The sequence below is a fragment of the Gynuella sp. genome (assembly GCF_050297175.1).
In the GTDB taxonomy this organism is placed as follows: Bacteria; Pseudomonadota; Gammaproteobacteria; order Pseudomonadales; family Natronospirillaceae; genus Gynuella.
In genome coordinates this window covers 19,995-41,354 of the sequence record NZ_JBNKSF010000030.1, presented here as the reverse complement: position 1 = coordinate 41,354, position 21,360 = coordinate 19,995, and the positions used below count along the sequence as shown (strand labels likewise).

Annotated in this window: 18 protein-coding genes; 7 read left to right on the top strand and 11 right to left on the bottom strand. The window is 47.4% G+C overall.

Annotation, left to right across the window (positions count from 1 at the left end):
* Positions 1 to 334, top strand: a 334-nt coding sequence (locus ACQY6I_RS11890) for a hypothetical protein (protein ID WP_428241711.1), incomplete at its 5' end; no start/stop codon positions are given.
* Positions 335 to 935: 601 nt separating this feature from the next.
* Here ACQY6I_RS11890 and ACQY6I_RS11885 read toward each other — a convergent pair.
* Positions 936 to 1,499 carry an NADAR family protein gene (locus tag ACQY6I_RS11885; protein ID WP_428241710.1) on the bottom strand — a complete coding sequence of 188 codons (564 nt, stop codon included), beginning with the start codon at positions 1,497 to 1,499 and terminating at the stop codon, positions 936 to 938.
* Between the two features lie 322 nt (positions 1,500 to 1,821).
* On the opposite strand from ACQY6I_RS11885, the gene ACQY6I_RS11880 reads away from it, so the two are divergent.
* The gene (locus ACQY6I_RS11880) at positions 1,822 to 2,754 is read left to right on the top strand and encodes a phosphatidylinositol-specific phospholipase C (RefSeq protein WP_428241709.1); all 933 of its coding nucleotides are present in this window, start codon (positions 1,822 to 1,824) and stop codon (positions 2,752 to 2,754) included.
* 75 nt (positions 2,755 to 2,829) lie between these two features.
* Here ACQY6I_RS11880 and ACQY6I_RS11875 read toward each other — a convergent pair whose 3' ends face one another.
* From ACQY6I_RS11875 to ACQY6I_RS11855, 5 genes are all read right to left on the bottom strand, one after another.
* The gene (locus tag ACQY6I_RS11875; RefSeq protein ID WP_428241708.1) at positions 2,830 to 3,180 is read right to left on the bottom strand and encodes a hypothetical protein; all 351 of its coding nucleotides are present in this window, start codon (positions 3,178 to 3,180) and stop codon (positions 2,830 to 2,832) included.
* Positions 3,181 to 3,385: 205 nt separating this feature from the next.
* Complete coding sequence (locus ACQY6I_RS11870) at positions 3,386 to 3,772, bottom strand: VOC family protein (protein WP_428241707.1); 387 nt, start codon at positions 3,770 to 3,772, stop codon at positions 3,386 to 3,388.
* A gap of 183 nt (positions 3,773 to 3,955) precedes the next feature.
* A complete protein-coding gene (nrdG, locus tag ACQY6I_RS11865; protein WP_428241706.1) occupies positions 3,956 to 4,438 on the bottom strand; it encodes an anaerobic ribonucleoside-triphosphate reductase-activating protein in 483 nt (160 codons plus the stop codon).
* Between the two features lie 9 nt (positions 4,439 to 4,447).
* Positions 4,448 to 6,616 carry an anaerobic ribonucleoside-triphosphate reductase gene (gene nrdD / locus ACQY6I_RS11860; protein ID WP_428241705.1) on the bottom strand — a complete coding sequence of 723 codons (2,169 nt, stop codon included), beginning with the start codon at positions 6,614 to 6,616 and terminating at the stop codon, positions 4,448 to 4,450.
* 133 nt (positions 6,617 to 6,749) lie between these two features.
* Positions 6,750 to 7,214 (bottom strand): AsnC family transcriptional regulator, encoded by a 465-nt coding sequence (locus ACQY6I_RS11855; RefSeq protein ID WP_428241704.1) that lies wholly within the window; start codon positions 7,212 to 7,214, stop codon positions 6,750 to 6,752.
* A 183-nt stretch (positions 7,215 to 7,397) separates the two neighbouring features.
* On the opposite strand from ACQY6I_RS11855, the gene ACQY6I_RS11850 reads away from it, so the two are divergent.
* Complete coding sequence (locus ACQY6I_RS11850; protein WP_428241703.1) at positions 7,398 to 8,414, top strand: 1-aminocyclopropane-1-carboxylate deaminase; 1,017 nt, start codon at positions 7,398 to 7,400, stop codon at positions 8,412 to 8,414.
* 72 nt (positions 8,415 to 8,486) lie between these two features.
* Here ACQY6I_RS11850 and ACQY6I_RS11845 read toward each other — a convergent pair whose 3' ends face one another.
* Positions 8,487 to 9,713: an MDR family MFS transporter gene (locus ACQY6I_RS11845; RefSeq protein WP_428241702.1), complete on the bottom strand. Its 1,227-nt coding sequence runs from the start codon at positions 9,711 to 9,713 to the stop codon at positions 8,487 to 8,489.
* Between the two features lie 941 nt (positions 9,714 to 10,654).
* On the opposite strand from ACQY6I_RS11845, the gene ACQY6I_RS11840 reads away from it, so the two are divergent.
* A complete protein-coding gene (locus tag ACQY6I_RS11840) occupies positions 10,655 to 12,175 on the top strand; it encodes a pectate lyase family protein (RefSeq protein WP_428241701.1) in 1,521 nt (506 codons plus the stop codon).
* A gap of 59 nt (positions 12,176 to 12,234) precedes the next feature.
* On the opposite strand, the gene ACQY6I_RS11835 is transcribed toward ACQY6I_RS11840, so the two are convergent.
* From ACQY6I_RS11835 to ACQY6I_RS11820, 4 genes are all read right to left on the bottom strand, one after another.
* Positions 12,235 to 13,290 (bottom strand): NAD(P)-dependent alcohol dehydrogenase, encoded by a 1,056-nt coding sequence (locus ACQY6I_RS11835; RefSeq protein WP_428241700.1) that lies wholly within the window; start codon positions 13,288 to 13,290, stop codon positions 12,235 to 12,237.
* A gap of 303 nt (positions 13,291 to 13,593) precedes the next feature.
* Positions 13,594 to 14,775, bottom strand: coding sequence for a mannonate dehydratase (gene uxuA / locus ACQY6I_RS11830; RefSeq protein WP_428241699.1), 1,182 nt, complete (start codon positions 14,773 to 14,775; stop codon positions 13,594 to 13,596).
* A 31-nt stretch (positions 14,776 to 14,806) separates the two neighbouring features.
* A complete protein-coding gene (locus tag ACQY6I_RS11825) occupies positions 14,807 to 15,556 on the bottom strand; it encodes an FCD domain-containing protein (RefSeq protein ID WP_428241698.1) in 750 nt (249 codons plus the stop codon).
* A gap of 159 nt (positions 15,557 to 15,715) precedes the next feature.
* A complete protein-coding gene (locus ACQY6I_RS11820) occupies positions 15,716 to 16,702 on the bottom strand; it encodes a TRAP transporter substrate-binding protein (RefSeq protein WP_428241697.1) in 987 nt (328 codons plus the stop codon).
* Positions 16,703 to 16,996: 294 nt separating this feature from the next.
* Here ACQY6I_RS11820 and ACQY6I_RS11815 point away from each other — a divergent pair, with 294 nt between their 5' ends.
* The 3 genes from ACQY6I_RS11815 (at position 16,997) to ACQY6I_RS11805 (ending at position 21,346) form a co-directional block, all read left to right on the top strand.
* The gene (locus ACQY6I_RS11815) at positions 16,997 to 17,512 is read left to right on the top strand and encodes a TRAP transporter small permease (RefSeq protein WP_428241696.1); all 516 of its coding nucleotides are present in this window, start codon (positions 16,997 to 16,999) and stop codon (positions 17,510 to 17,512) included.
* Between the two features lie 11 nt (positions 17,513 to 17,523).
* Entirely contained in the window at positions 17,524 to 18,828 is a 1,305-nt protein-coding gene (locus tag ACQY6I_RS11810; RefSeq protein WP_428241695.1) for a TRAP transporter large permease, read from the top strand.
* 136 nt (positions 18,829 to 18,964) lie between these two features.
* Positions 18,965 to 21,346, top strand: a complete 2,382-nt coding sequence (locus ACQY6I_RS11805) for a TIM-barrel domain-containing protein (protein ID WP_428241694.1) — start codon at positions 18,965 to 18,967, stop codon at positions 21,344 to 21,346.
* Positions 21,347 to 21,360 lie beyond the last annotated feature (14 nt).

The following is a 21,360-nucleotide window of genomic DNA, read 5'->3' as shown; positions in this document are numbered from 1 at the left end:
GAATCTGGACTTTTATGCTGAGTATCGGACCTATTTTTCTGAACGCATGGCACATCTGATTGAACGCTTAAAAACAGAAGATGATCCGAATGGCGGTAAGATGATTGATTCGACACTTGTCGTACAGGTCACAGATATGGGCGATGGTGGTTCCCATACTGGTGTTGATGCCGCCTTCATGTTTGCAGGTGGTGGAAGTGCCGTTAACAGGGGAACGATCATCCCTGCGGACAATCATCATCAGCTACTGGATACTGCTGCGGAATATATGGGAGTGCATGGCGTCATAAGCTCCTATAGCGGTACCGGCCCGGTCAGCGGTGTGCTGGTGTAATAGCCTCAAACCCACAATTCCGGCATTCTCTTGAATGCCGGAATATTTATCATTCTACGATTAACTCAACAAACAAACGATCGACTGCTGAGAAGATGTACTGATAAACACCACAACCATTCACTCACATCCTATATCACCGGTGATCGGTGTTATCTTTTTCAAATTGACCACCGATATATGACTCGCGCCCTATATCAGGAAGCCCCGCAATTATATTCGAAACATCTGCCATATTCGGCGACTAATTCAATCGGACACGTACAACCTTATCAGTATCAGTGCAGACTCACTTATGTCTTTGGAACCTCTGAAAAATGGCCTATTTCACGCAAGACGTTGTCAGTCCCAGTCTCACATCCTCATTGACACCCGTAAATTTTGGTGTTGCGAGTGATGCTCCATTGCCTGCATCAAAACTATTCCTATTTTTCAGAGGCTCCTTTTGTTAATAGCGATTCTAATACTGCCACTGATTCTCCTGAGCCAAAAAACATCGGTCAGTAAACGGCAAAAAACCGATCAAGCCAACGCCATCAGTTGGATTGATCAACTTGTTTCCGCTCCGGATGAGATTTTCAGAAATTGATTAGCTACAGCTTTATGAGCACAATTCACAGCGAAGCAGCTGGTTTCGCACTTCCATCAACGCAAAGCCGAGCAGATTCAGACCTTTCCATAAATTAGGGTTTTCGGCCTCCGGATGATCAGCTGCCAATCCGATCCCCCAGATTCTGTCCACTGGACTGGCTTCAACCAGTACTCTCTGTTTGGTCGACAGCAAAAAATCACCTAAAGCTTTGTTCTGCCGGAACTTGGCCAGATTGCCCTCAACGACAATGTTAAACCGATGTTCGACCCAGCGCTGTTCATCAAATCCCTGGATAGAACGGCCGATGCGCTTAACCTCACCAGGATTGTCAGAGTCAAGTATTCGCTGTGCAGCGGCATGATCACCAAACAGCCGGGCTTTTCCTGCCATCATGAAATGTTCTGCCGTCGGGTATCTCATACCATCCACTTCAAACGCTGATTCATACCATTGACTGAAGCAGGTTTTGGATACCCCTGAAGACGGTTTTTGATGGCCCCAGAAAAAGACATATTTCACCTTGTCTCCATGATTTACATAGTCAATCAATTGCGCCTGATTTTTGATGTCCAACAGCATACCTCCCTTGATATAACACCGGGTACCTTACTTCAGGCCACATCCAATAACAAATACTGCGGAAACCATGGCGACGACCACTCATCCATTCCTATGAGCAAAGGTCAAAAAAGCTTAACTCGATCACCATACAATATAAGATGTGTCGTTTATGCCGCCATTCAAATCGGCGGTTTTTGGCTGACAATGATCAGCAAACAATGCCCTACTCCTACTCTCATTGATGAATTTGAGATCTTACGGTCTGACAGATAATACATTTATATTCAGAGTGGGAATCATCTGTTTTTTTCAACCACAAACGGAACCCGTACCTATGAAATCCGCCATCCTGTTTTGTTTATTAACGACGTTACTGACAATCTCCCATTGGGGCTTTGCCGATCAAAGCACCATTCCTCTAACGGACTGGATGGCACAAACCAATGACTCTCTTCCGTTATCGGCTATCACCATTCCCGGCAGCCATGACAGTGGCGCCATGTACGAACCAATCGCTGGTACCGCCAAAACCCAGAATCTGACCATCCGCGAGCAACTGCTTATCGGTGTGCGTTACCTCGACATACGTTTACGTCACTACGAAGATGCCTTGGTGGTCCACCACGGTGCGGTCTATCAGCACCTGAACTTTGATGATGTTCTGGTAAGTGTCACAGACTTTCTGGCTGCACATCCCACTGAAACCATCCTCATGGAAGTATCACAAGAGTACGAGGCATATAACAATACCCGCAGCTTCGAGCAGACATTCGTTAGCTACGAAAACAACGATTTATATCGTGACTTCTGGTGGACTCACAGCTACATCCCACAATTGGGAGAAGTCCGCGGAAAAATAGTTTTACTAAGGCGTTTTGCCGGTTCATTCTGGACATCTGGCGGCATTGATATCACCTCCTGGGCTGACAATGCCGAATCAGACATTTACGACACTAGAAACCGTCCTATCCACATTCAGGATTATTATGTGGTCAAAGTGACCAGCAATGATAATAAATGGCGCGCCATAAAACAGAACCTGAACGCTGCTAAAAACGATACGCAAGAAACGTTATACATAAACTTCAGCAGCGGTTACCGCCCTGTACTGGGCATCCCTAACTATCCGTCTGTCGCCAATGATATCAACGCTCGCCTGATCAATTATTTTGGGGCCTTGTCTGGCCAAAAACAACATCACGGCATCATTGTTTCAGACTTCATAAGTGAGCAATTGACCCGCAGCGAGTTGGCAAGCTATCTGTAATTAACAGCGGGAAGTGAGGTGGAGATATCCAAAACCAAGGGTATCAATACCATCGTCTTGACGCCTGCATTCGCATTATGCGCCGCAGGCGTTGATGCCGAATAAGAACAGACCAAACCAGATGTTAGAACATCCAATGATGATCTCTATGGAGCCACGAACCACTTTGGGAATTGAGCCGTAAAACAAATATGCGATCACAATCAGTTCTGAAACCAACCATGGTATAGACAGGTAAAAAAAGCCCTTATAGCATGCGAGGGCACCTGTCACGAAATAGAGGTACCAGGCGGCCCCTACAACCACACTACATGCCAGACTCAAAAATACCGTTGAGGTTACTTTTCGCCATTGAGGATACTCCGTTGCAAGTGCACGCTGTTTCAATTGCAACAGTTTCTGCGATAACGTTTGCTTGGACTGCATCAGATAATCTCTGACCGGGGTTACTGTTAACTTGACATCAAATGTGTCGCTCTAATCCATTGGAACGCGGCCTGTTAACAGTCGGCGAGCCTGCTAAACCAGTGGAGGTTAACGGGCCTACAGAACCTGAGTTCCAGAATGATGCATTCGTGCATCACGATTAACCCAGCGATATCACGGCCCGATTACCATAGTAACCTAATCATTATGCATTTGGGTCTGTCTTAACCCAACAATAGAAGTTCATTTTGTTACCATCCGGGTCACGGAAGTAAGCCCCATAAAAATTTTCGCCCCGCAATCCCGGATCCCCTTCATTGGTAGCCCCCAGAATAAGTGCCTTGGCATGGAGGTTATCTACTGTTGTCGGATCTTCGACAGACAACGCCACCATGGAACCATTTCCAGCAGTGGCTTTCTCTCCATCGTAGGGTTTAATGACGGAAATCAGGGCTCCGCCTTCAGCAAACTTCCAAGCCACCATACGATCCGTTTGAAAAGCTCTGCTGGCCCCCATCATTCCTAACAGATCGTCGTAGAAAGCCGTCGCTTTGTCGAAATCGTTGGTACCCAGTGTTAAATAACCGATCATTGTTTCTCTCTCAAAATACGTTGTGAAATAAACGCCACGTGTCACCCCTGACAAATGAGTGCACATCGCGCATGTCCATTCTCTGATGCTTGCTACATCAACCGCTGCACTGATCGAAAACATTCATAGCATCGATGAAAATGTTGAAAAGAAAGCGATTAAAGGTCAATCACTGCAGGAATCTTACAGCAGGTTTTCATGCTCACCCAGAAAGTGCAATACCTGGTTCGAGGATCCCCGCCATTTCAGCATCGGATCTGCCAGTGACTGTTCGAATTTTCCGTCAATCAGTACATCCACATACTGCACAATCCGGCGCTGTTGTGACGACAGAGCCGCGAGCTGATAACCAGTCCAGAGAAAAATATCCTTGCCACAGGTTTCAGCACGCACTCTTTCAACCAACCGGAGAATGTCTGCACAGTTGCCAGGATGCAATGGATCGCCACCGCTGAGACTAAGTCCACGACGAACGATCCGGGTATCGTTTAAGTCTGATATGATCTGATCTTCCAGGGTACGTTCAAAAAGCCGGCCGGAATCAAGCGGCCAGGTGGTGGCGTTATAACATCCCCGACATTTATGCTCACAACCGGAAACAAACAATGTGCAACGGGTACCAGGACCATTGACGACATCCACCGGAAAATATTTATGAAAATTCATGGCTTTCGCTTATAAATGTTTAACCCGTTTCTGCACTTCGATCTGCTTGCCATGATTAAAGGGTCGTGCATCCGGTGACCCAAGATAACCACAGACTCGGCGGGTAACACTCACTGTATCGGGGTTGTTGTTGCCACAACCAGGACAGGCAAACCCTTTACTGGTGCAATGAAACTCCCCCTGAAAGCCACACTCATAGCATTCATCAATCGGCAAATTAGTGCCGATGTATGGTAACCGGTCATAACTGTAATCCCATACCTGCTCCAATGCTTCAAGATTATGAAGCATGGAGGGATACTCGGCGTAACTGATAAATCCACCAGCCGCCAGCGGCGCATAGGGTTGTTCAAAATCAAACTTATCAAATGGATTGGCAGCCTGAGCCACGTCAAGATGAAAACTATTCGTGTAATAGCCCTTGTCGGTGACCCCCTCAATCAACCCAAACTGTCTGGTGTCCAGCCCCGCAAAACGACTACAAAGGTTTTCGCTCGGTGTACTGTAGAGACTAAAGCCATATCCAGTCTCCTGTTGCCATTGCTTCACGGTATCACTGAGGTATCTGACGATGGCAACGGCTTTTTGCTGTAAGACAGGTTCATCGAACAGAACCTGATCAGGGCCGTAGAGCGCTTTTATCGTTTCGTGAAGGCCAATATAACCCAGGCTGATGGACGCCCTTCCATGTTTGAACAGATCGGCCACCGAATCTTCAGCCTGCAATCTGACCCCACATGCCCCCTGCATATATAAAATTGGCGCCACTTTGGCCTTTACCTGACTCAAACGCTCAATGCGTGTGTCCAGTGCTTTGCGGGCAATGATCAGACGCTGATCCAGAATCTGGTAGAAACGCTGTTCGTCACCATAAGCCTCAATGGCAATACGCGGCAGATTCAGGCTGACCACTCCCATATTGTTGCGTCCTTCATGCACCAGCTCACCCTGCTCATTGCACCAGGCCGACAAAAAGCTTCGGCACCCCATCGGTGCTTTGAAGGAACCAGTCACTTTAACCACCTGATCGTAATTCAGAATATCGGGATACATACGTCTGACCGCACAGGCCAGCGCCAGTTGCTTGATATCATAATTGGGATCTTCAGGCCGACGATTGAGACCTTCTTTGATGGTAAACACCAGCTTTGGAAAAATAGCGGTCTTACAATTGACACCCAGTCCATCCATACGGTTTTGCAGTATGGCTTTTTGGATCATTCTCGCCGGCCAGCTATCGCCTAACCCAAAACCAAATGTCACGAACGGTGTCTGACCATTACTGGTATGCAGTGTATTCACCTCATACTCCAGTGCCTGAAACGCGTCGTGGCATTCTTTTTCGGTCAGTGCCATTGCATAGTCTTCCGGCTGCGTAATCTGCCATTGCCGCCCGGTCTGCAAATGTTTCTCATAGCTGATCAGAACATAGGGGGCCAGCACCTCATCAATACGATTGATGGTTGTACCTCCGTAAATATGAGACGCCACCTGAGCGATGATCTGAGCCGTGACCGCTGCCGCTGTAGCAATGGATTTAGGAGGACCAATATCAGCATTGCCCATTTTAAAACCATGAGTCAGCATGTTCTCAAGATCCACCAACATACAGTTAAACATGGGGAAAAACGGCGCATAGTCGAGGTCATGATAGTGAATTTCACCGCGCTCATGGGCTAGGACCACATCCGACGGCAGCAGATGACGCTTGGCAAATTCCCGGGCGGTAATACCTGCCAACAGATCCCGTTGAGTGGGAATAACCTTGGCATCTTTATTGGCATTCTCGTTCAGCAGATCGGCATTACTCTGCTCAATCAAGCCCAAAACTTCGGTATACAAACGTCCACGCTTTTCCCGGGAAACATCCCGGTCATGACGGTATTCAATATAACAACGCGCAATTTCAGGTCGACCGCTGGTCATCAACACATTTTCGACGGTTTTCTGGATGGTATCGATATCGATACGAGACTTACCCCGCAATCGGGTCATGACCTCTGCAGTCACCGAGGCTGCAAATGCCGGATTCGGCTCCTGACAGGCATTGGCTGCCTTATTAACAGCACTGAAAATACGTTCCTGGCTAAACCCAACCACACTGCCGTCCCGCTTAACCACTTCCATTTCGTTCATCGAACAAGAGCTGTCAGGCTGCTTGGTGGTAAATGTCGTCATTGGCTACGGCTCCCGTTTCACTGTGGATAGATAAATAAGGAGGCGCACTGTATAAAAACCACATTATGTTGTGGTTGATATAAATCAAAAACACTACATATTGATTACAATTTGACCAGCTGATACGACATGATCAGAAATTAAGCGGGGCATGGTCGATCACTTCTTTCATAACAAAAAACGTGCGAATTTGCCGAACTCCAGGCAGAGAGATTAGCTGAGTGGCATGAATACGGTTGAAATCAGCAATATCATTCACTCTGGCGCGCAGAAAATAATCGAACTCACCGGCCACCAACTGGCAATCAATGATAACGTTGAGCTTAACAATAGCGGCCTCGAATTCAGCGAAGCTTTCCGGCGTGGAGCGATCCAGTACGACTCCGACAATAACCAATGCCCCCATATCAACACTGTCCGGGTTAATATCGGCATAGACGCCTCGAATATGACCCCCCTTATGCAAACGTTCCACGCGCCGAAAACAAGTGGCCGGACTGACGTTCACTTTTCTGGCGAGTTCAGCGTTACTCAAACCACCATCCCGCTGCAATAATCGCAACAATTGACGGTCAATACGATCCAGCAATTCGGTCATGAAATTTTATTCCGTTTTCAAGCATTTAATGGCATAAATAAATCACTAATATAAATATATATGAAATTTTCCATCAGTAAATACCCAAAAATAGAAAGCACATTTCTGCCAAACTCCAGTAGCCTGTTATCAAGGTCGACCGCCATTTTTCCAACAACATTTCACCCTCTTGGGAGATTCACCATGAAACTGGACAAATTTGCACGCCACCCCCTGACGTTTGGTCCGACTCCAATTGAAAAACTCAGTCGTCTCTCAGCACACCTCGGCAACCATGTGGACATTTATGCCAAGCGCGAAGACTGCAACAGCGGTTTGGCTTTTGGTGGCAACAAAATACGCAAACTGGAATATATTATCCCGGATGCCCTGGCCTCCGGTGCGGACACATTAGTTACCATTGGCGGAGTACAGTCCAACCACACCCGACAGGTCGCTGCCGTAGCTGCCAAACTAGGGCTCAAATGCCGCTTGGTGCAGGAAAGCTGGGTACCGTTTCAGGATGCCGTTTATGACCGGGTCGGCAACATTCTGATGAGTCGGGTCATGGGAGCCGATGTCGAATTGATCGAAGAAGGGTTTGATATTGGCATACGGGAAAGCTGGGAAAACGCCCTTGAAGATGTCAAACGTAACGGGGGCACCCCCTACCCGATTCCAGCCGGTGCATCGGAACATCAATATGGCGGTCTCGGGTATGTCGCATTTGCGGAGGAAGTCCGCCAGCAGGAAGCCGAACTGGGCATTAACTTCGACTATATTGTGGTGTGTACCGTCACGGGCTCAACTATGGCCGGTATGGTGGTCGGTTTTGCGGCCGATGGTCGAGCCCGAAATGTGATCGGTATCGATGCCTCCGGAACACCGGAACAAAACCATGCCCAGGTATTGAGAATCGCCCAAAACACCGCAGCATTGGTAGAACTGGAACAGGACTTAACAGCAGACGATATAATCATTCTGGATGACTATGCCTACCCTGCCTATGGTGTTCCATCTGAAGAAACCAACGCAGCCATCCGGTTGGTGGCCAGACTCGAAGGCATGATGACGGACCCGGTATATGAAGGTAAGTCCATGCAAGGACTGATTGATCTGGTCAGTAAAGGTTATTTTCCCAAAGGTGCCAAGGTACTTTACGCTCACCTCGGTGGCGTGCCGGCCATCAATGGTTACAGCTACCTCTACCGCAACGGCTAAGCCAGGACGGAGGAACATGGGTATTCGTATTTCTGCGACTACCCATCCCGGTTGCTCGTCACCGGCGCAAAGTCATTGCGATGCCGTCAGCTCGGTCTCAAATACCGGCCTTGGGGCATTGCGGGACCGATAAACCAGCACGAGCGCCAGCATAACCAATAGGAACATCGTTCCCCAGAGCACCTGGCCACCATAATATTGCAGCAAAAATCCGCCCACAATCGGCCCGAGGGCATAGCCATAGCCATACAACCCGGCAGCCCCAAAATAGCTGCCTTTCAAGTGAGCGGGAGCCAGTCGGTCTATCTTTAATCCCAACGTCGGAAACAGCACAACCTCTCCTGCCGACAACACAACAACGGCCAATATCCATAACCCGGCACTTTCGGGCGGAATCAGCAGAAACATGATAAATGCCAGTGCAAAAAACATCAGGCTGACATTGATACGGGTATCCAGCGGCCAGAGCCTCATAAGTTTCAATAACGGAAACTGTAGACACAGAATGGTCGCAGCATTGGCCACCACCAGCCAGGTCATCAGCGACACGGCATAATCGGCACCCGCCAGACTCAGATACTGTAGCAACGGCGCCTCGAGCTGGGCATAACACAACATCACCAGAATATTGGCCAATACCAATAGTAAAAATGCCCGATCCTGCATCAAAAGAGCCATGGTTGCAGCCAATCCACCAGCAACAGACTTCGAAGAGGGTACGACTTCCCGCATGTCACGTCTTAGAACGACGATCAAAGCCACCATATACAGTACAAAGCTCAGTGCAGTTAACAGGAAAGTCTGTTGCTGACCTACCAACCCAAACGTAAGACCAACCACTGGCCCTGCTGCGGCTCCGAGATTCAACACGTAGTAACGCAGATGGAAGGCCATTTCGCGAACAGGAATATCCTCTATGGCATCGCTGATCAGTGCCTTGCCTGGCGGTTCGAGCAATGCGCGGGAAATCCCGGTTGCCATAATGCCGAAGATATAACTGTAAACCTGGTGGGCTGTTGCCATAGACAGAAATGCCAATACGCCTAAACCACATCCTGTCAAAATGATTTTACTGCGACCAATTCGGTCAGAAAGATGGCCAATCCATAACCCACTTGTGGTGCCGGATAAAGCCCCCAGCCCCAGGATCAAACCAACCTCTCCTTCACTCATACCAAACTGTCGATACAACAACACAGCCAAAAACGGCCACACCATGAAATATGTGAATCGGGATAGGAATGTCCCCCATATGATCACCCAGACAACTGCGGGAAAACGGCCCATAAGTTTGAACATTATCTATATCCTTATACATCAGGAAATGCGAGAAGAAGGGGGAAGGATTTTTAACCGATTTAAAACAGAAAGAACAGCACTTTTTAAACCGGAAGCTCCCCTAATATAATCCTGGCCAGATAATACAGAAAACCCCCACCCTGAACCCAAATCTGACGATCAGGTACATAGCACCTTATTCTCAAGTGCAAACAGAACCAACACTAATATTAGGAATGGGACAACCAGCCAGGACATATCACGGAAACGGTTTCAACGATGCAATAGCCGGCAAATCCGATATCACAATGTGAATATATATTCCGGGAATTTCTGAAAAATGGCTTATTTCCGCACAGAACATCGTCAACTCCGTTTTAACATGGCACTCTTTCTAGTGATGGCTTTACGAATGGTGCGTCCCTGCCTAGATCAAAAATGGCTTATTTTTCAGAGGCTTCCAAAAACTACAGACATATTTAAAAAACATTTTGAACTGAAAAGTCATATAAAAAAATGTCTATCAAAGAACTTTTATAAAAACACTAAGTTTTTATGTTAACGTTATAAAAACAAAAACAAAAAATATTGATTTTTTCCTTATATAAATGCTTTTAATTCTCTAACAAAGTGAAACAGACACGCTTATAAATTTTATAAAAAATGAAACAAAAAAAATTAACAAAGCCATATGTTTTTCGAAAAAAAACCAAGACAAATGCAAACTTATTCACTAACATCATCAAATAAAATATGAATAATAATTCATTGACTACAGCATCCTCTTTAGCACCAGTAACTTAAAGAAAATGTGCATCAAACCACAAACTTCAGTTTTTTTAGCCTACCGATAAATGAGCCGTGCATTCATTTTATAGGTATCGCAAAAGCCATCCCGAATAATCGTTTATCGAAAATCGGGGAAATACTTTAAAAAAACGACAAATGAAAGGTAATACTTCATGTTGAATAAAAAACGAGCTTTTCTGAGCACAACACTTGGCCTGGCAGGCACTTTAGGTATGGCCAGCCCGGTTTTCGCAGCAACATTGGAGGGATATGCGACGCTGAATGGAGGAACTACAGGCGGACAGGGAGGCAACGTGGTATATGCCTCAACCGGGACTCAGATCAACCAGGCCATGTGTAATCGGGCATCAACAGAATCTCCACTGATTATTTATGTCAGCGGCACCATCAATCATGGCAATACCAGCAAAGTATCCGGTAGTTGCGATACCACCAGTGATTCAATTCAATTCAAAAAAGTTAAAAACATCTCTCTGATCGGAATCGGCAGCGGTGCGGTATTCGACCAGATCGGTATTCATATTCGTGAAGCCTCCAACATCATTATTCAGAACATTAATGTTAAAAACGTTAAAAAATCCGGTTATCCAACATCCAATGGTGGTGATGCCATCGGCATGGAAAAAAATGTTCACAACATCTGGATTGACCACAACACCCTAGAGGCTTCCGGTGGCGAAAGCAGTGGTTACGATTCTTTGGTGGACATGAAAAGCACCACTCAATATGTCACTGTTTCTTATAACAAGTTTTATCATTCAGGTCGTGGCGGACTCGTGGGTTCCAGCGACAGCGATACCTACAACACCTACGTAACGTTCCACCACAATTGGTATGACGAAGTCGATTCTCGCATGCCACTTTTAAGACATGGGACAGCCCATGCCTACAACAACTACTATACCAATGTTTCCAAATCAGCCATGAACCCTCGCATCGGTGGTTCCATCAAGGCAGAAAATAACCATTTCAACGGCGTAAACAACCCAATTGGCACATTCTATACCAACGAAATGGGCTACTGGGATATCAGTGGCAATATCTTTGAGAATGTTACCTGGAAGCAAACAGCTAACGAACATCCGGCAGGCCCGAACCCCTCCTCTACAACATCTATCACCATTCCTTACAACTATCGTCTTGATGGAGCCAACTGCGTTAAAAACATTGTGACCAATGCCGCAGGCGCCAACAACGGTCTGAAAGAATCCAACGGCTCTTGCAGCACATCCGGTGGAAACAACGGCGGTGACAATGGTGGAAACAATGGCGGTGACAACGGTGGAAACAATGGCGGCAATTTAGGCACCAACCTGTCTATCGGCGCTGGCTCAGATGGTTCCAGCAAAGCTTCTGGCACCAGCTATGGTAATGTCCGTGATGGCGATACCAGTACCTATTGGTCACCCAATGGTTCAACCGGACGAATCTCTATTAAATGGGGTGGCAGCAAAACCGTGAATACAGTCGTTATTCGTGAAGCGCCTGGATCCCAGGGACGCATTGGCTCCTGGACACTGGTAAACCATGACACTGGCGCAACGTTGAAATCAGGTAATGGTGCAGGCACGATCAAGTTCAACAGCACCAACCTGAGTAAACTGGATTTCAATATCACCAGTGCTTCCGGGACGCCGGCTGTTGCTGAATTTGAAACCTATAACGCTCAATAACTTTGTTAGTTGCAGGGACACATCGATCATTGTGTGTCCCTGATCAACCAGATTAAATATTAATCCTGCTTCAGTGATTTCATATCAATCACGAATCGATATCTGACATCACCTTTCTTCATCCGATCATACGCCTGATTAATGTTTTCAATATCCAGCATTTCCACATCACACTCAATGCCATGCTCTGCACAGAATTCCAACATCTCCTGCGTTTCAGCTATCCCCCCGATCATTGATCCCATCAGAGAACGGCGTTTGGTCACCAGTGCAGCAAGTCCGAGTGCGGGTTCCAGTGGCGACAGCTGACCAACGACCATATGCTTGCCACTAAATTTCAAGCATTTGAGATAAGGATTGAAGTCATGAGTGACCGGAATGGTATCCAACAGATAATCGAATGTGTCAGCCACAGCGTTCATCTGGGCAGTATCCGTTGAGATCACGACATGATCCGCGCCCTGTTTTCTGGCCTCTTCTTCCTTGGACTTGGAGCGGGTAAACAGAGTGACCTCAGCTCCCAGTGCTTTGGCAAATTTGACACCCATATGACCGAGCCCCCCCATACCAATAACCCCAACTTTATCGCCGGCTTTCACGCCAACATGACGCAACGGCGAATAGGTGGTGATACCGGCACACAACAGTGGCGCAGCCGTCGCACGGTTCAATTGTTCAGGAATACTTAACACAAATTCATCCCGTACGATGATACTTTCTGAGTAACCACCATGGGTTGGGGTATGGTCAATGCGATCGACACCACCATATGTGCCTACCATGCCATTCTCGCAGTACTGCTCCAAACCATGGTCACATGCGCTGCATTCCTTGCATGAGTCCACCAGACACCCCACCCCAACAACATCTCCGGGCTTATATTTGGTTACAGCCGTGCCCACAGCGGTCACACGGCCGATAATCTCGTGCCCTGGCACCACCGGGTACTGGGTGGCTCCCCAATCATTTTCGACAAAATGAATATCGGTATGACAAACTCCGCAATAGTCAATTTCAATAGCAACATCATTGTCGCGCAGTTGCCTACGCTCAATTTTTAGTGCACCAACTCCAGAAGTCGGCGAAACCGCGCCAAATGCTTTTACTATACTCATATATTTCTCCTGGTCAGATTAAAAGATATTTGCAACGGATAAAGGCTACTACTAGTTGATCTGGATATCAGAATTACAACCTTGAGAAAGTGATTGTTTTCAGTAAAGATCCAAGACGATTGCATATCCCGTGAGCAGATATACATCAGGATAGCCCAAAATACTCAAGATTTTCCCAGCTGCAGGATTCAAGGCCATAAAAAAGCCGGAACCAGGTTCCGGCAGGAGAGCTCACCATCACAAGCAAAGCGGTGACAAACAGGAGGGAGTACTTCACCTGCCCGCCAAACCACTTAGGAGGTGTTATTCGTAAAATGTCCGGCGCAATGCCAGTTCAAGGCCTCTGATTTCTGCCAGACCCTTCAGTCGGCCGATACAGGAGTACCCCGGATTGGTTTTCTTACGCAAATCATCAATCATTTGGTGACCATGATCCGGTCGCATGGGGATCAACGGAGCATCTTTTTCAACTGAACGGCGTTTCTCTTCCTTAAGCAGTGCATTGATGACCTTGTACATGTCAACATCGCCTTCCAAGTGCGTAGCCTCATGAAAACTTAACGGGTTGTCCTCTCTTTGAGTGGAACGCAGATGGGTAAAATAAATACGCTCGCCGTAAGTTTCAATCATATGAACGAGATCATTATCACCCCGCACACCATAAGACCCGGTACACATGGTAATCCCATTCATTTTGCTGGGCACCGCCGAAGTCAGTGCTTCGATATCTTCAATGGTGGATACGATCCTTGGCAATCCAAGAATGGGTCTTGGTGGATCATCCGGATGCACCGCCAACCTGATACCGTGCGCTTCACAAACAGGAATCAACTCCTGCAAAAACAAAACCATATGTTCACGGAGTTTTGCTTTATCAATATCCTTATAGGTATCAAGTCGTTGTTGAAACTCATCCAGTGTATAACCTTCTTCTGCACCCGGCAGACCGGCAATAATATTAGAAACCAGTTTTTGTCTGGCCTCTTCAGTCATAGACTCATATTTGGCCTTAGCCTGCTGTTGTTCAGTTTCTGAATATTCCGCTACTGCACCTGGTCGTTTCAGAATAAACAAATCAAACGCCGCAAATTCAATCTGATCGAATCGTAATGCCCTTGAGCCATCTGGCAACTCATACTCCAGATCTGTACGGGTCCAGTCCAGTACCGGCATAAAGTTGTAGCACACTGTATCAACGCCACAACTGGCCAGATTAATCAGTGTTTGCTGATAATTTTTGATCCATAACGCATACTGTCCGCTACGGGTTTTAATCTCTTCGTGAACGGGAACGCTCTCTACTACCGACCAGCGGAATCCCTTGGCTTCAAGCATTGTTTTGCGTGCCTGAATTTCTTCGGTACTCCACACCTCACCATTGGGAATATGGTGCAGAGCCGTCACAATACCGGTCGCGCCGGCCTGTTTGATGTCATCAAGCGATACGGGATCATCAGGTCCGTACCAACGCCAGGTTTGTTCCATTGTCTAGCCCTTACTAAAAAACGTAAAAAAGTTATCTGAATAAAAAGCCATCGAATTCCGGATCATCCACATCGGACAATTCAAACAAAGTTTGTTTGACATTCTCAATATGCTGCCACATTGCCTCTCTGGCACCATCCGGGCTGCACTTCTGCAAAGCCAGCAGAATTTTTTCGTGATCATCCAACCACTTATAGCGATACGCGTGATTAGTGATCCTGGTATGCAACTGCTGCCACATAGGACTCTGTTCCCGACGACGCCACAGCTCCTTAATCATGTCGCTTAACACGCTGTTCTGTGAGGCCTCGGCAATAATAAAATGAAAGCTACGGTCACCATCATAATCAGACTTTCCGGTTTCCAGACTTTTGCGCTCTTCATCCAGAGAATGCCTGAGACGGAAAATGTCATTTTTGGTAACATTATTAGCCGCAAAACTGGCAATCTGACTTTCAATCACCTGCCTGGCCTGTAACAATTCAAACGGACCAACATCAGTGGATTTCTGATCAGTACTGCTCTCTTTATCGGCACTGGTTTCACCGGGCAACTGCAGAATATAAACACCGGAACCTTTCAGAACTTCAACAAATCCCTGAAGCTCCAACATAATAATCGCCTCACGGACAACTGAACGACTCACTCCCAGTTCTTCGGCAATATTGCGCTCAGGAGGCAACCGGTCACCAACTCTATATTGTCCAGATGACATTCGGTTTTGTAACTCTATGCCTATTTCCTGATACAGTCTCTTAGTTGTCACAATTTCCAGGTTCATCCGTTCGATACCTACAGTTATCAGCTATGAACAATATTATCCTGCTCAATTAAATGGTCAATCGGATACATCTATTACCTACATAACCATATAGATAAACAACTCCTGCGCTTCGGACAGAAAGCCGTTTGGCTTTCTGTCCGACTCATAAACGTATTCTCAGTTAGCCAGCGCATCAATTTCTTTGACATACTGAGCGATCTCAGAATTTTTCAACGCAGCGTCATGCATAGGTTTTACCGCGTCGATAAAAGGTTGTTTTTCCACATCGACAAATGTAACACCCATTGAGGATTTTGCTTGATCAACAGCCTCGTTAATCATTTTGGTCCACAGATCTTTGTGATACAACATGGATTCCTTAGCTGCTTTCTTCACCGCCACTTGCTGTTCCGGCGTTAATTTTTTCCAGCTTTTCTCACCAATCACCAGTACATCAGGGATCATAGTGTGTTCATCAAGACTGTAAAACTTGGCAACTTCACCATGCCGGGAATTGGTCAACGCGGTAGGGTTGTTTTCAGCACCATCCACAACCCCCTGTTGCAAAGCGGTATACAATTCGCCGTATGCCAGCGGCGTGGGTGATCCTCCCATCAGCTTGATCATTTCAACCGCTGTAGGACTTGGCTGAACACGAATCTTCATACCTACCAGATCCGCAGGAGACTTGATTGGCTTCTGAGCGTAAAAATTCCGTGAACCACCATCATAGTATGTTAGACCAATAAAGCCTTTACCAGCAGAGGCATTCAGAATGTCATCCCCTACTTTACCGGTCAAAGCGCGATAAAAATGATCACGATCGTGAAAAATATAAGGAATATTGAAGGCACCATAAGCAGGCTCAAATGACTCCAACTCACTGGCATTGGTTTTAGCAATATCAAGAGCACCGCTCTGCAGCAACTCCATCGACTCACGCTGAGTACCAAGCTGACTGTTAGGATAGATACGAATCCGTACTTCTCCATTAGTATATTCTTTCACTTTCTTCGCCATGTATTTCATGGACAGATGCACAGGGTGCTTTTGATCCTGGTTATGACTCAACTTCAGAATGGTTGCTGCTGATGCCAGGCTGGAAGCCGCTGCGAACACAATGCCCGTGACCACTGCCTGAACTGTCTTGCGATTGAATTGCATAAGAACTCCATCTTGTATTTATTAGATTATTGGATTGATAACCGAGACTGACTGGCAACCAGTTTCATGGCTTGCAAGCGCCTTCCGTATCAGAGTTCACTAAATGTGTGCATAGTTCAACCAATATCTTCATTTTGGTTGACCAATATCATCATAGTCGTTGCTGTAACGAATGAAAACCAAAATTTTGGTTGGTAATTTATGGCCAATTGGTTAACCTTTTATGAATGGTGAACTTGGCACGTTTCACTGTGCCTAACAACAAACAACAATTCTCATCCGCCTGGAAAAAATATGAATAAAATCATCAGGTTATTGAACAAGGTACTTGCAACCTTCTGTGTCAGCCTGTGCAGTGTATTGGTTGCATGTGTCGTCTGGCAGGTATTTTCCCGTTATGTTCTGAGCAGTCCCAGCACATATACCGATGAAATAGCCCGCTTCCTATTTATCTGGGTTGGTCTGATGGGTGCGGCATACACTCTCGGCCAGAAGAAACATCTCGCCATTGATTTGTTGGCCCAGAAACTGGAAAACAACCCTGGCAAAGAAAACATACTACGTCTGATTATCAATCTGATCAGTCTGTTCTTTGTTGGCGTCATCATGACTTATGGTGGCACCAAACTGGTCATCCAGGTTCTCTCCACTGGCCAGGTCTCTCCAGCGCTGGGTGTAGAAATGGGATGGATCTATTCCGCCATTCCCCTGAGCGGCATTTTTATGCTGGTTTATCTGTTCCAGGATTTCATTCAGTGCTTTAACACACTGAAGAACCCGACTTCTCATTCATCTGAAGAACAAATATAAGGAATACACACGTGGAATGGCTGGTATTTATCGTACTCTTCGGTACCTTTTTCATCTTTCTCGGGTTGGGTGTACCTATTTCATTCGCAATAGGTGTTTCTTCACTCTTAACCATCCTGTTAGCACTGCCGTTTGACGCCGCCATATCGGTGATTTCGCAAAAAATGGCTTCCGGACTGGACAGTTTTTCGTTGCTGGCCATTCCATTCTTCATCTTAGCCGGCAACATCATGAACCAGGGTGGCATTGCCATGCGGCTTATCGACTTTGCCAAAGTCATCGGCGGGCGTTTGCCAGGGTCTCTGGCACACGTCAACATACTCGCCAATATGATGTTTGGATCAATTTCGGGTTCTGCCGTAGCCTCCGCCGCTGCTGTGGGTGGCACCATGGCACCACTGCAACGCAAAGAAGGCTATGACCCGGCCTACTCAGCAGCAGTTAACATCACCTCATGCCCGACCGGGCTACTGATTCCGCCCAGCAATACCTTCATCGTCTACTCGCTGATTTCCGGTGGAACATCCATCGGCGCATTGTTTTTAGGCGGATATATTCCGGGTATTATCATGGGTGTCAGCCTGATGATTGTGGCTGGCATCATGGCCCGCAAACACAATTACCCCGTTTCGCCAAAACCGGCTTTTCAGGAAGTTATCAAGAAAACCCTACAGGCCATTCCAAGTCTCGGTCTTATTATCGTGATTATTGGCGGCATCATTGGTGGGATTTTTACAGCAACGGAAGCATCAGCCATCGCTGTTGTCTACACCCTGTTACTCGCCGTGGTGTTTTATCGTGAAGTCAAAATATCCCAATTACCGAAGATTGTCCTCGAATCCGTGATGACAACCTCTATCGTGCTATTACTGATCGGCGCATCCATGGGCATGTCATGGGCGATGGCCAATGCAGATATTCCTTATATGATCAGCGATGCTCTGCTGGCGGTCTCCGACAACCCCATCGTCATACTACTGTTGATCAATATCATTCTGCTGGTCATTGGCGTATTTATGGATATGACTCCTGCGCTGTTGATCTTCACCCCCATTTTTCTGCCCATCGCCATGGATCTGGGTATGGACCCTGTTCATTTCGGTATCATGATGACTTTCAACCTCTGCATCGGTATTTGCACACCACCGGTTGGCAGTGCGTTATTCGTCGGTTGCTCGGTCGGTAATGTCAAGATCGATAAAGTGATCAAGCCACTATTGCCATTTTATGCCGTGCTGGTGCTGGCTCTAATGTTAGTAACCTACCTGCCGGAAATCACCCTGATTCTGCCTCAGGTATTTTTGGGTTACCGGTAAACAGGTAACTCTGAGCCTCATCTTCTCTCCTGAATAAATGGGTAATACCCGCCTGTCACCATGCTCCAAGGTGACAGGCAAACGAATCAACGTTATTTACGGCCTGACAAATGCCAGGCATAAAGGAACAGAACCTATGAAAACGCTAAAACACTGGGTATTGGAAACACACGATCAACACCAGGTTAGCCTCAGGTTTGACGGCAAACACACTCTGCGGGTCTACGTGCTGGAACAAAACCTATTCCGGATCGTGATCAAACGCGATAACCAATTCCGACTGGATCGCACCTGGACCGTAAGTCCAGACAAACATGATACCGAATGGGAGGGCAGAAGCAGAGACTCCGTGGAAGGCTTCACCTTACCTGAGTTTCATCTTGTACACGACGAAAACAAAATAACCATTGCCACCGACACCTTACGCCTGGTCATTCACAATCCCTTATGGATGGAATGGCAGCAGCAGATTAACGGCCAATGGCAGTCTTTCGCCCAAGACCGTAAAACCGGCGCATTCCAGATCTCCCCCCAAGACAACGGCGTCGCCCATTTTATGCACCGTCACGACGATGAGTTCTACTATGGTTTAGGTGAAAAAACCGGAGATCTCAACCGCGCCGGCCGGCGCTTTGAAATGCGCAACCTGGACGCAATGGGTTACGATGCTAGCAAAACAGATCCCCTCTACAAGCATATCCCCTTCTACATCACACGTCGCGATACCGCCAGCTATGGTTTGTTCTACGACAATCTGGCGAGCAGTTGGTTCGACCTTGGTAATGAGCTGGATAACTACCACATAAAATATCGCAGTTACCGTGCCGAAGATGGCGATATGGATCTGTATTTCATGTACGGCAGCAAAGTGTTGGATATCACCAAAGCCTTCGTACAGCTGACCGGTGGCACTATCTTCGGCCCGAAATGGAGCCTGGGTTACAGCGGTTCCACCATGCAATACACCGATGCCCCCAACTCTCAGGAACTGCTACAGGGGTTTGTGGATCAGTGTGCCGAACAGGCTATTCCCTGTGATTCTTTTCAGCTGTCTTCCGGCTATACCTCCATCGGTAACAAGCGTTACGTCTTCAACTGGAACCACGATAAAGTTCCGTCACCGGAAGCGATGTCAGACTACTTTCACCAGCACGGGGTCAAACTGGCCGCGAACATAAAGCCCTGTATGCTTCACGATCATCCACGTTATGAAGAAGCCCGCGCGCAAGGCTTGTTTATCCGTGACTCAGAAACAGAAGAACCGGAAATTTCGGTATTCTGGGATGCCGACGGATCTCACCTGGACTTTACAAATCCAGACACCGTTACCTGGTGGCAAAACAACGTTAAACAGCAACTGCTGGACAAAGGCATCGATGCCACCTGGAACGACAACAACGAATATGAAATCTGGGATCGAAACGCCCGTTGTGCCGGCTTTGGCCGCGAAATTCCTATCAGCCTGATACGTCCGCTGCATTCACTACTGATGATGAAAGCTTCTTATGAAGCCCAGAAACAGCACGCACCGACTCTCAGACCTTATCTGATCTCCCGTTCCGGCTGCCCCGGTATGAACCGCTACGTACAAACCTGGAGTGGTGACAACCGCACCAACTGGGAAAGCCTGCGTTACAACATCAAAATGGGCTTGGGGATGAGTTTGTCCGGTCTCTATAACATCGGTCATGATGTCGGCGGCTTTGCCGGTGGAAAACCCGATCCCGAGCTGTTTTTGCGCTGGGTACAAAATGGTGTCATGCATCCGCGCTTCACCATTCATTCCTGGAATGATGACGGCTCCGTCAATGAACCCTGGATGTATCCGGAAGTCACTCCGGCCATACGCCAGGCGATCAACCTCAGATATCAGTTACTACCCTACCTTTACAACGCACTCTGGCAGGCCCATTCCCAGCACGAACCCATACTGCGTCCGACGTTCCTGGATCATGAAGCCGACCCGCAGACCTTCCGTGAATGTGACGATTACCTGTTGGGCCAGGATCTGCTGGTGGCTTCGGTCGTGGAACCCGGACAACGGCAGCGGCAGGTTTATCTGCCTGCCAATGAAAGAGGCTGGTATGACTTTTATGATCAGCAATGGTTCTGCGGTGGCCAGACCATCACCATGGCCGCACCACTCGAAAAACTCCCACTACTGGTCAGAGCCGGGACTGTCATCCCAACCAGCAGCCGGACCGCTGCGGTCAATAAAGATCAGGACAATGAACGGCAACTGGCCATATTTCCGCTGATGGGAAGCGGTCATAGCCAGACCGATATATTTGATGACGATGGTGAATCCTATGGTTATCAACAGGAACAATACCTTCACCTGGCCATTCAGATGACCTGTACGGGTCAAGACATCAATCTGCAGATACAACGGACAGGCCAATTCCAGCCGGCCTACACCAGCCTACAGCTGCAACTGCCTGAGTCTGAAACGCGCCGGCTGATCATCAACCAAAAAACGTATGTGTCCGGCGACCGCCTGGATATTGCCAGCCTGTAAGGAGCACGATAACG

Excerpts from the sequence above, each read along its gene's own strand:
- ACQY6I_RS11835 (WP_428241700.1), bottom strand. The coding sequence starts at position 13,290 with ATGAGTATAGTAAAAGCATTTGGCGCGGTTTCGCCGACTTCTGGAGTT.
- nrdD (WP_428241705.1), bottom strand. The coding sequence starts at position 6,616 with ATGACGACATTTACCACCAAGCAGCCTGACAGCTCTTGTTCGATGAAC.
- ACQY6I_RS11845 (WP_428241702.1), bottom strand. The coding sequence starts at position 9,713 with ATGTTCAAACTTATGGGCCGTTTTCCCGCAGTTGTCTGGGTGATCATA.
- ACQY6I_RS11820 (WP_428241697.1), bottom strand. The coding sequence starts at position 16,702 with ATGCAATTCAATCGCAAGACAGTTCAGGCAGTGGTCACGGGCATTGTG.
- ACQY6I_RS11825 (WP_428241698.1), bottom strand. The coding sequence starts at position 15,556 with ATGAACCTGGAAATTGTGACAACTAAGAGACTGTATCAGGAAATAGGC.
- ACQY6I_RS11875 (WP_428241708.1), bottom strand. The coding sequence starts at position 3,180 with ATGCAGTCCAAGCAAACGTTATCGCAGAAACTGTTGCAATTGAAACAG.
- ACQY6I_RS11840 (WP_428241701.1), top strand. The coding sequence starts at position 10,655 with ATGTTGAATAAAAAACGAGCTTTTCTGAGCACAACACTTGGCCTGGCA.
- ACQY6I_RS11805 (WP_428241694.1), top strand. The coding sequence starts at position 18,965 with ATGAAAACGCTAAAACACTGGGTATTGGAAACACACGATCAACACCAG.
- ACQY6I_RS11850 (WP_428241703.1), top strand. The coding sequence starts at position 7,398 with ATGAAACTGGACAAATTTGCACGCCACCCCCTGACGTTTGGTCCGACT.
- ACQY6I_RS11880 (WP_428241709.1), top strand. The coding sequence starts at position 1,822 with ATGAAATCCGCCATCCTGTTTTGTTTATTAACGACGTTACTGACAATC.
- ACQY6I_RS11815 (WP_428241696.1), top strand. The coding sequence starts at position 16,997 with ATGAATAAAATCATCAGGTTATTGAACAAGGTACTTGCAACCTTCTGT.
- ACQY6I_RS11870 (WP_428241707.1), bottom strand. The coding sequence starts at position 3,772 with ATGATCGGTTATTTAACACTGGGTACCAACGATTTCGACAAAGCGACG.
- uxuA (WP_428241699.1), bottom strand. The coding sequence starts at position 14,775 with ATGGAACAAACCTGGCGTTGGTACGGACCTGATGATCCCGTATCGCTT.
- nrdG (WP_428241706.1), bottom strand. The coding sequence starts at position 4,438 with ATGAATTTTCATAAATATTTTCCGGTGGATGTCGTCAATGGTCCTGGT.
- ACQY6I_RS11855 (WP_428241704.1), bottom strand. The coding sequence starts at position 7,214 with ATGACCGAATTGCTGGATCGTATTGACCGTCAATTGTTGCGATTATTG.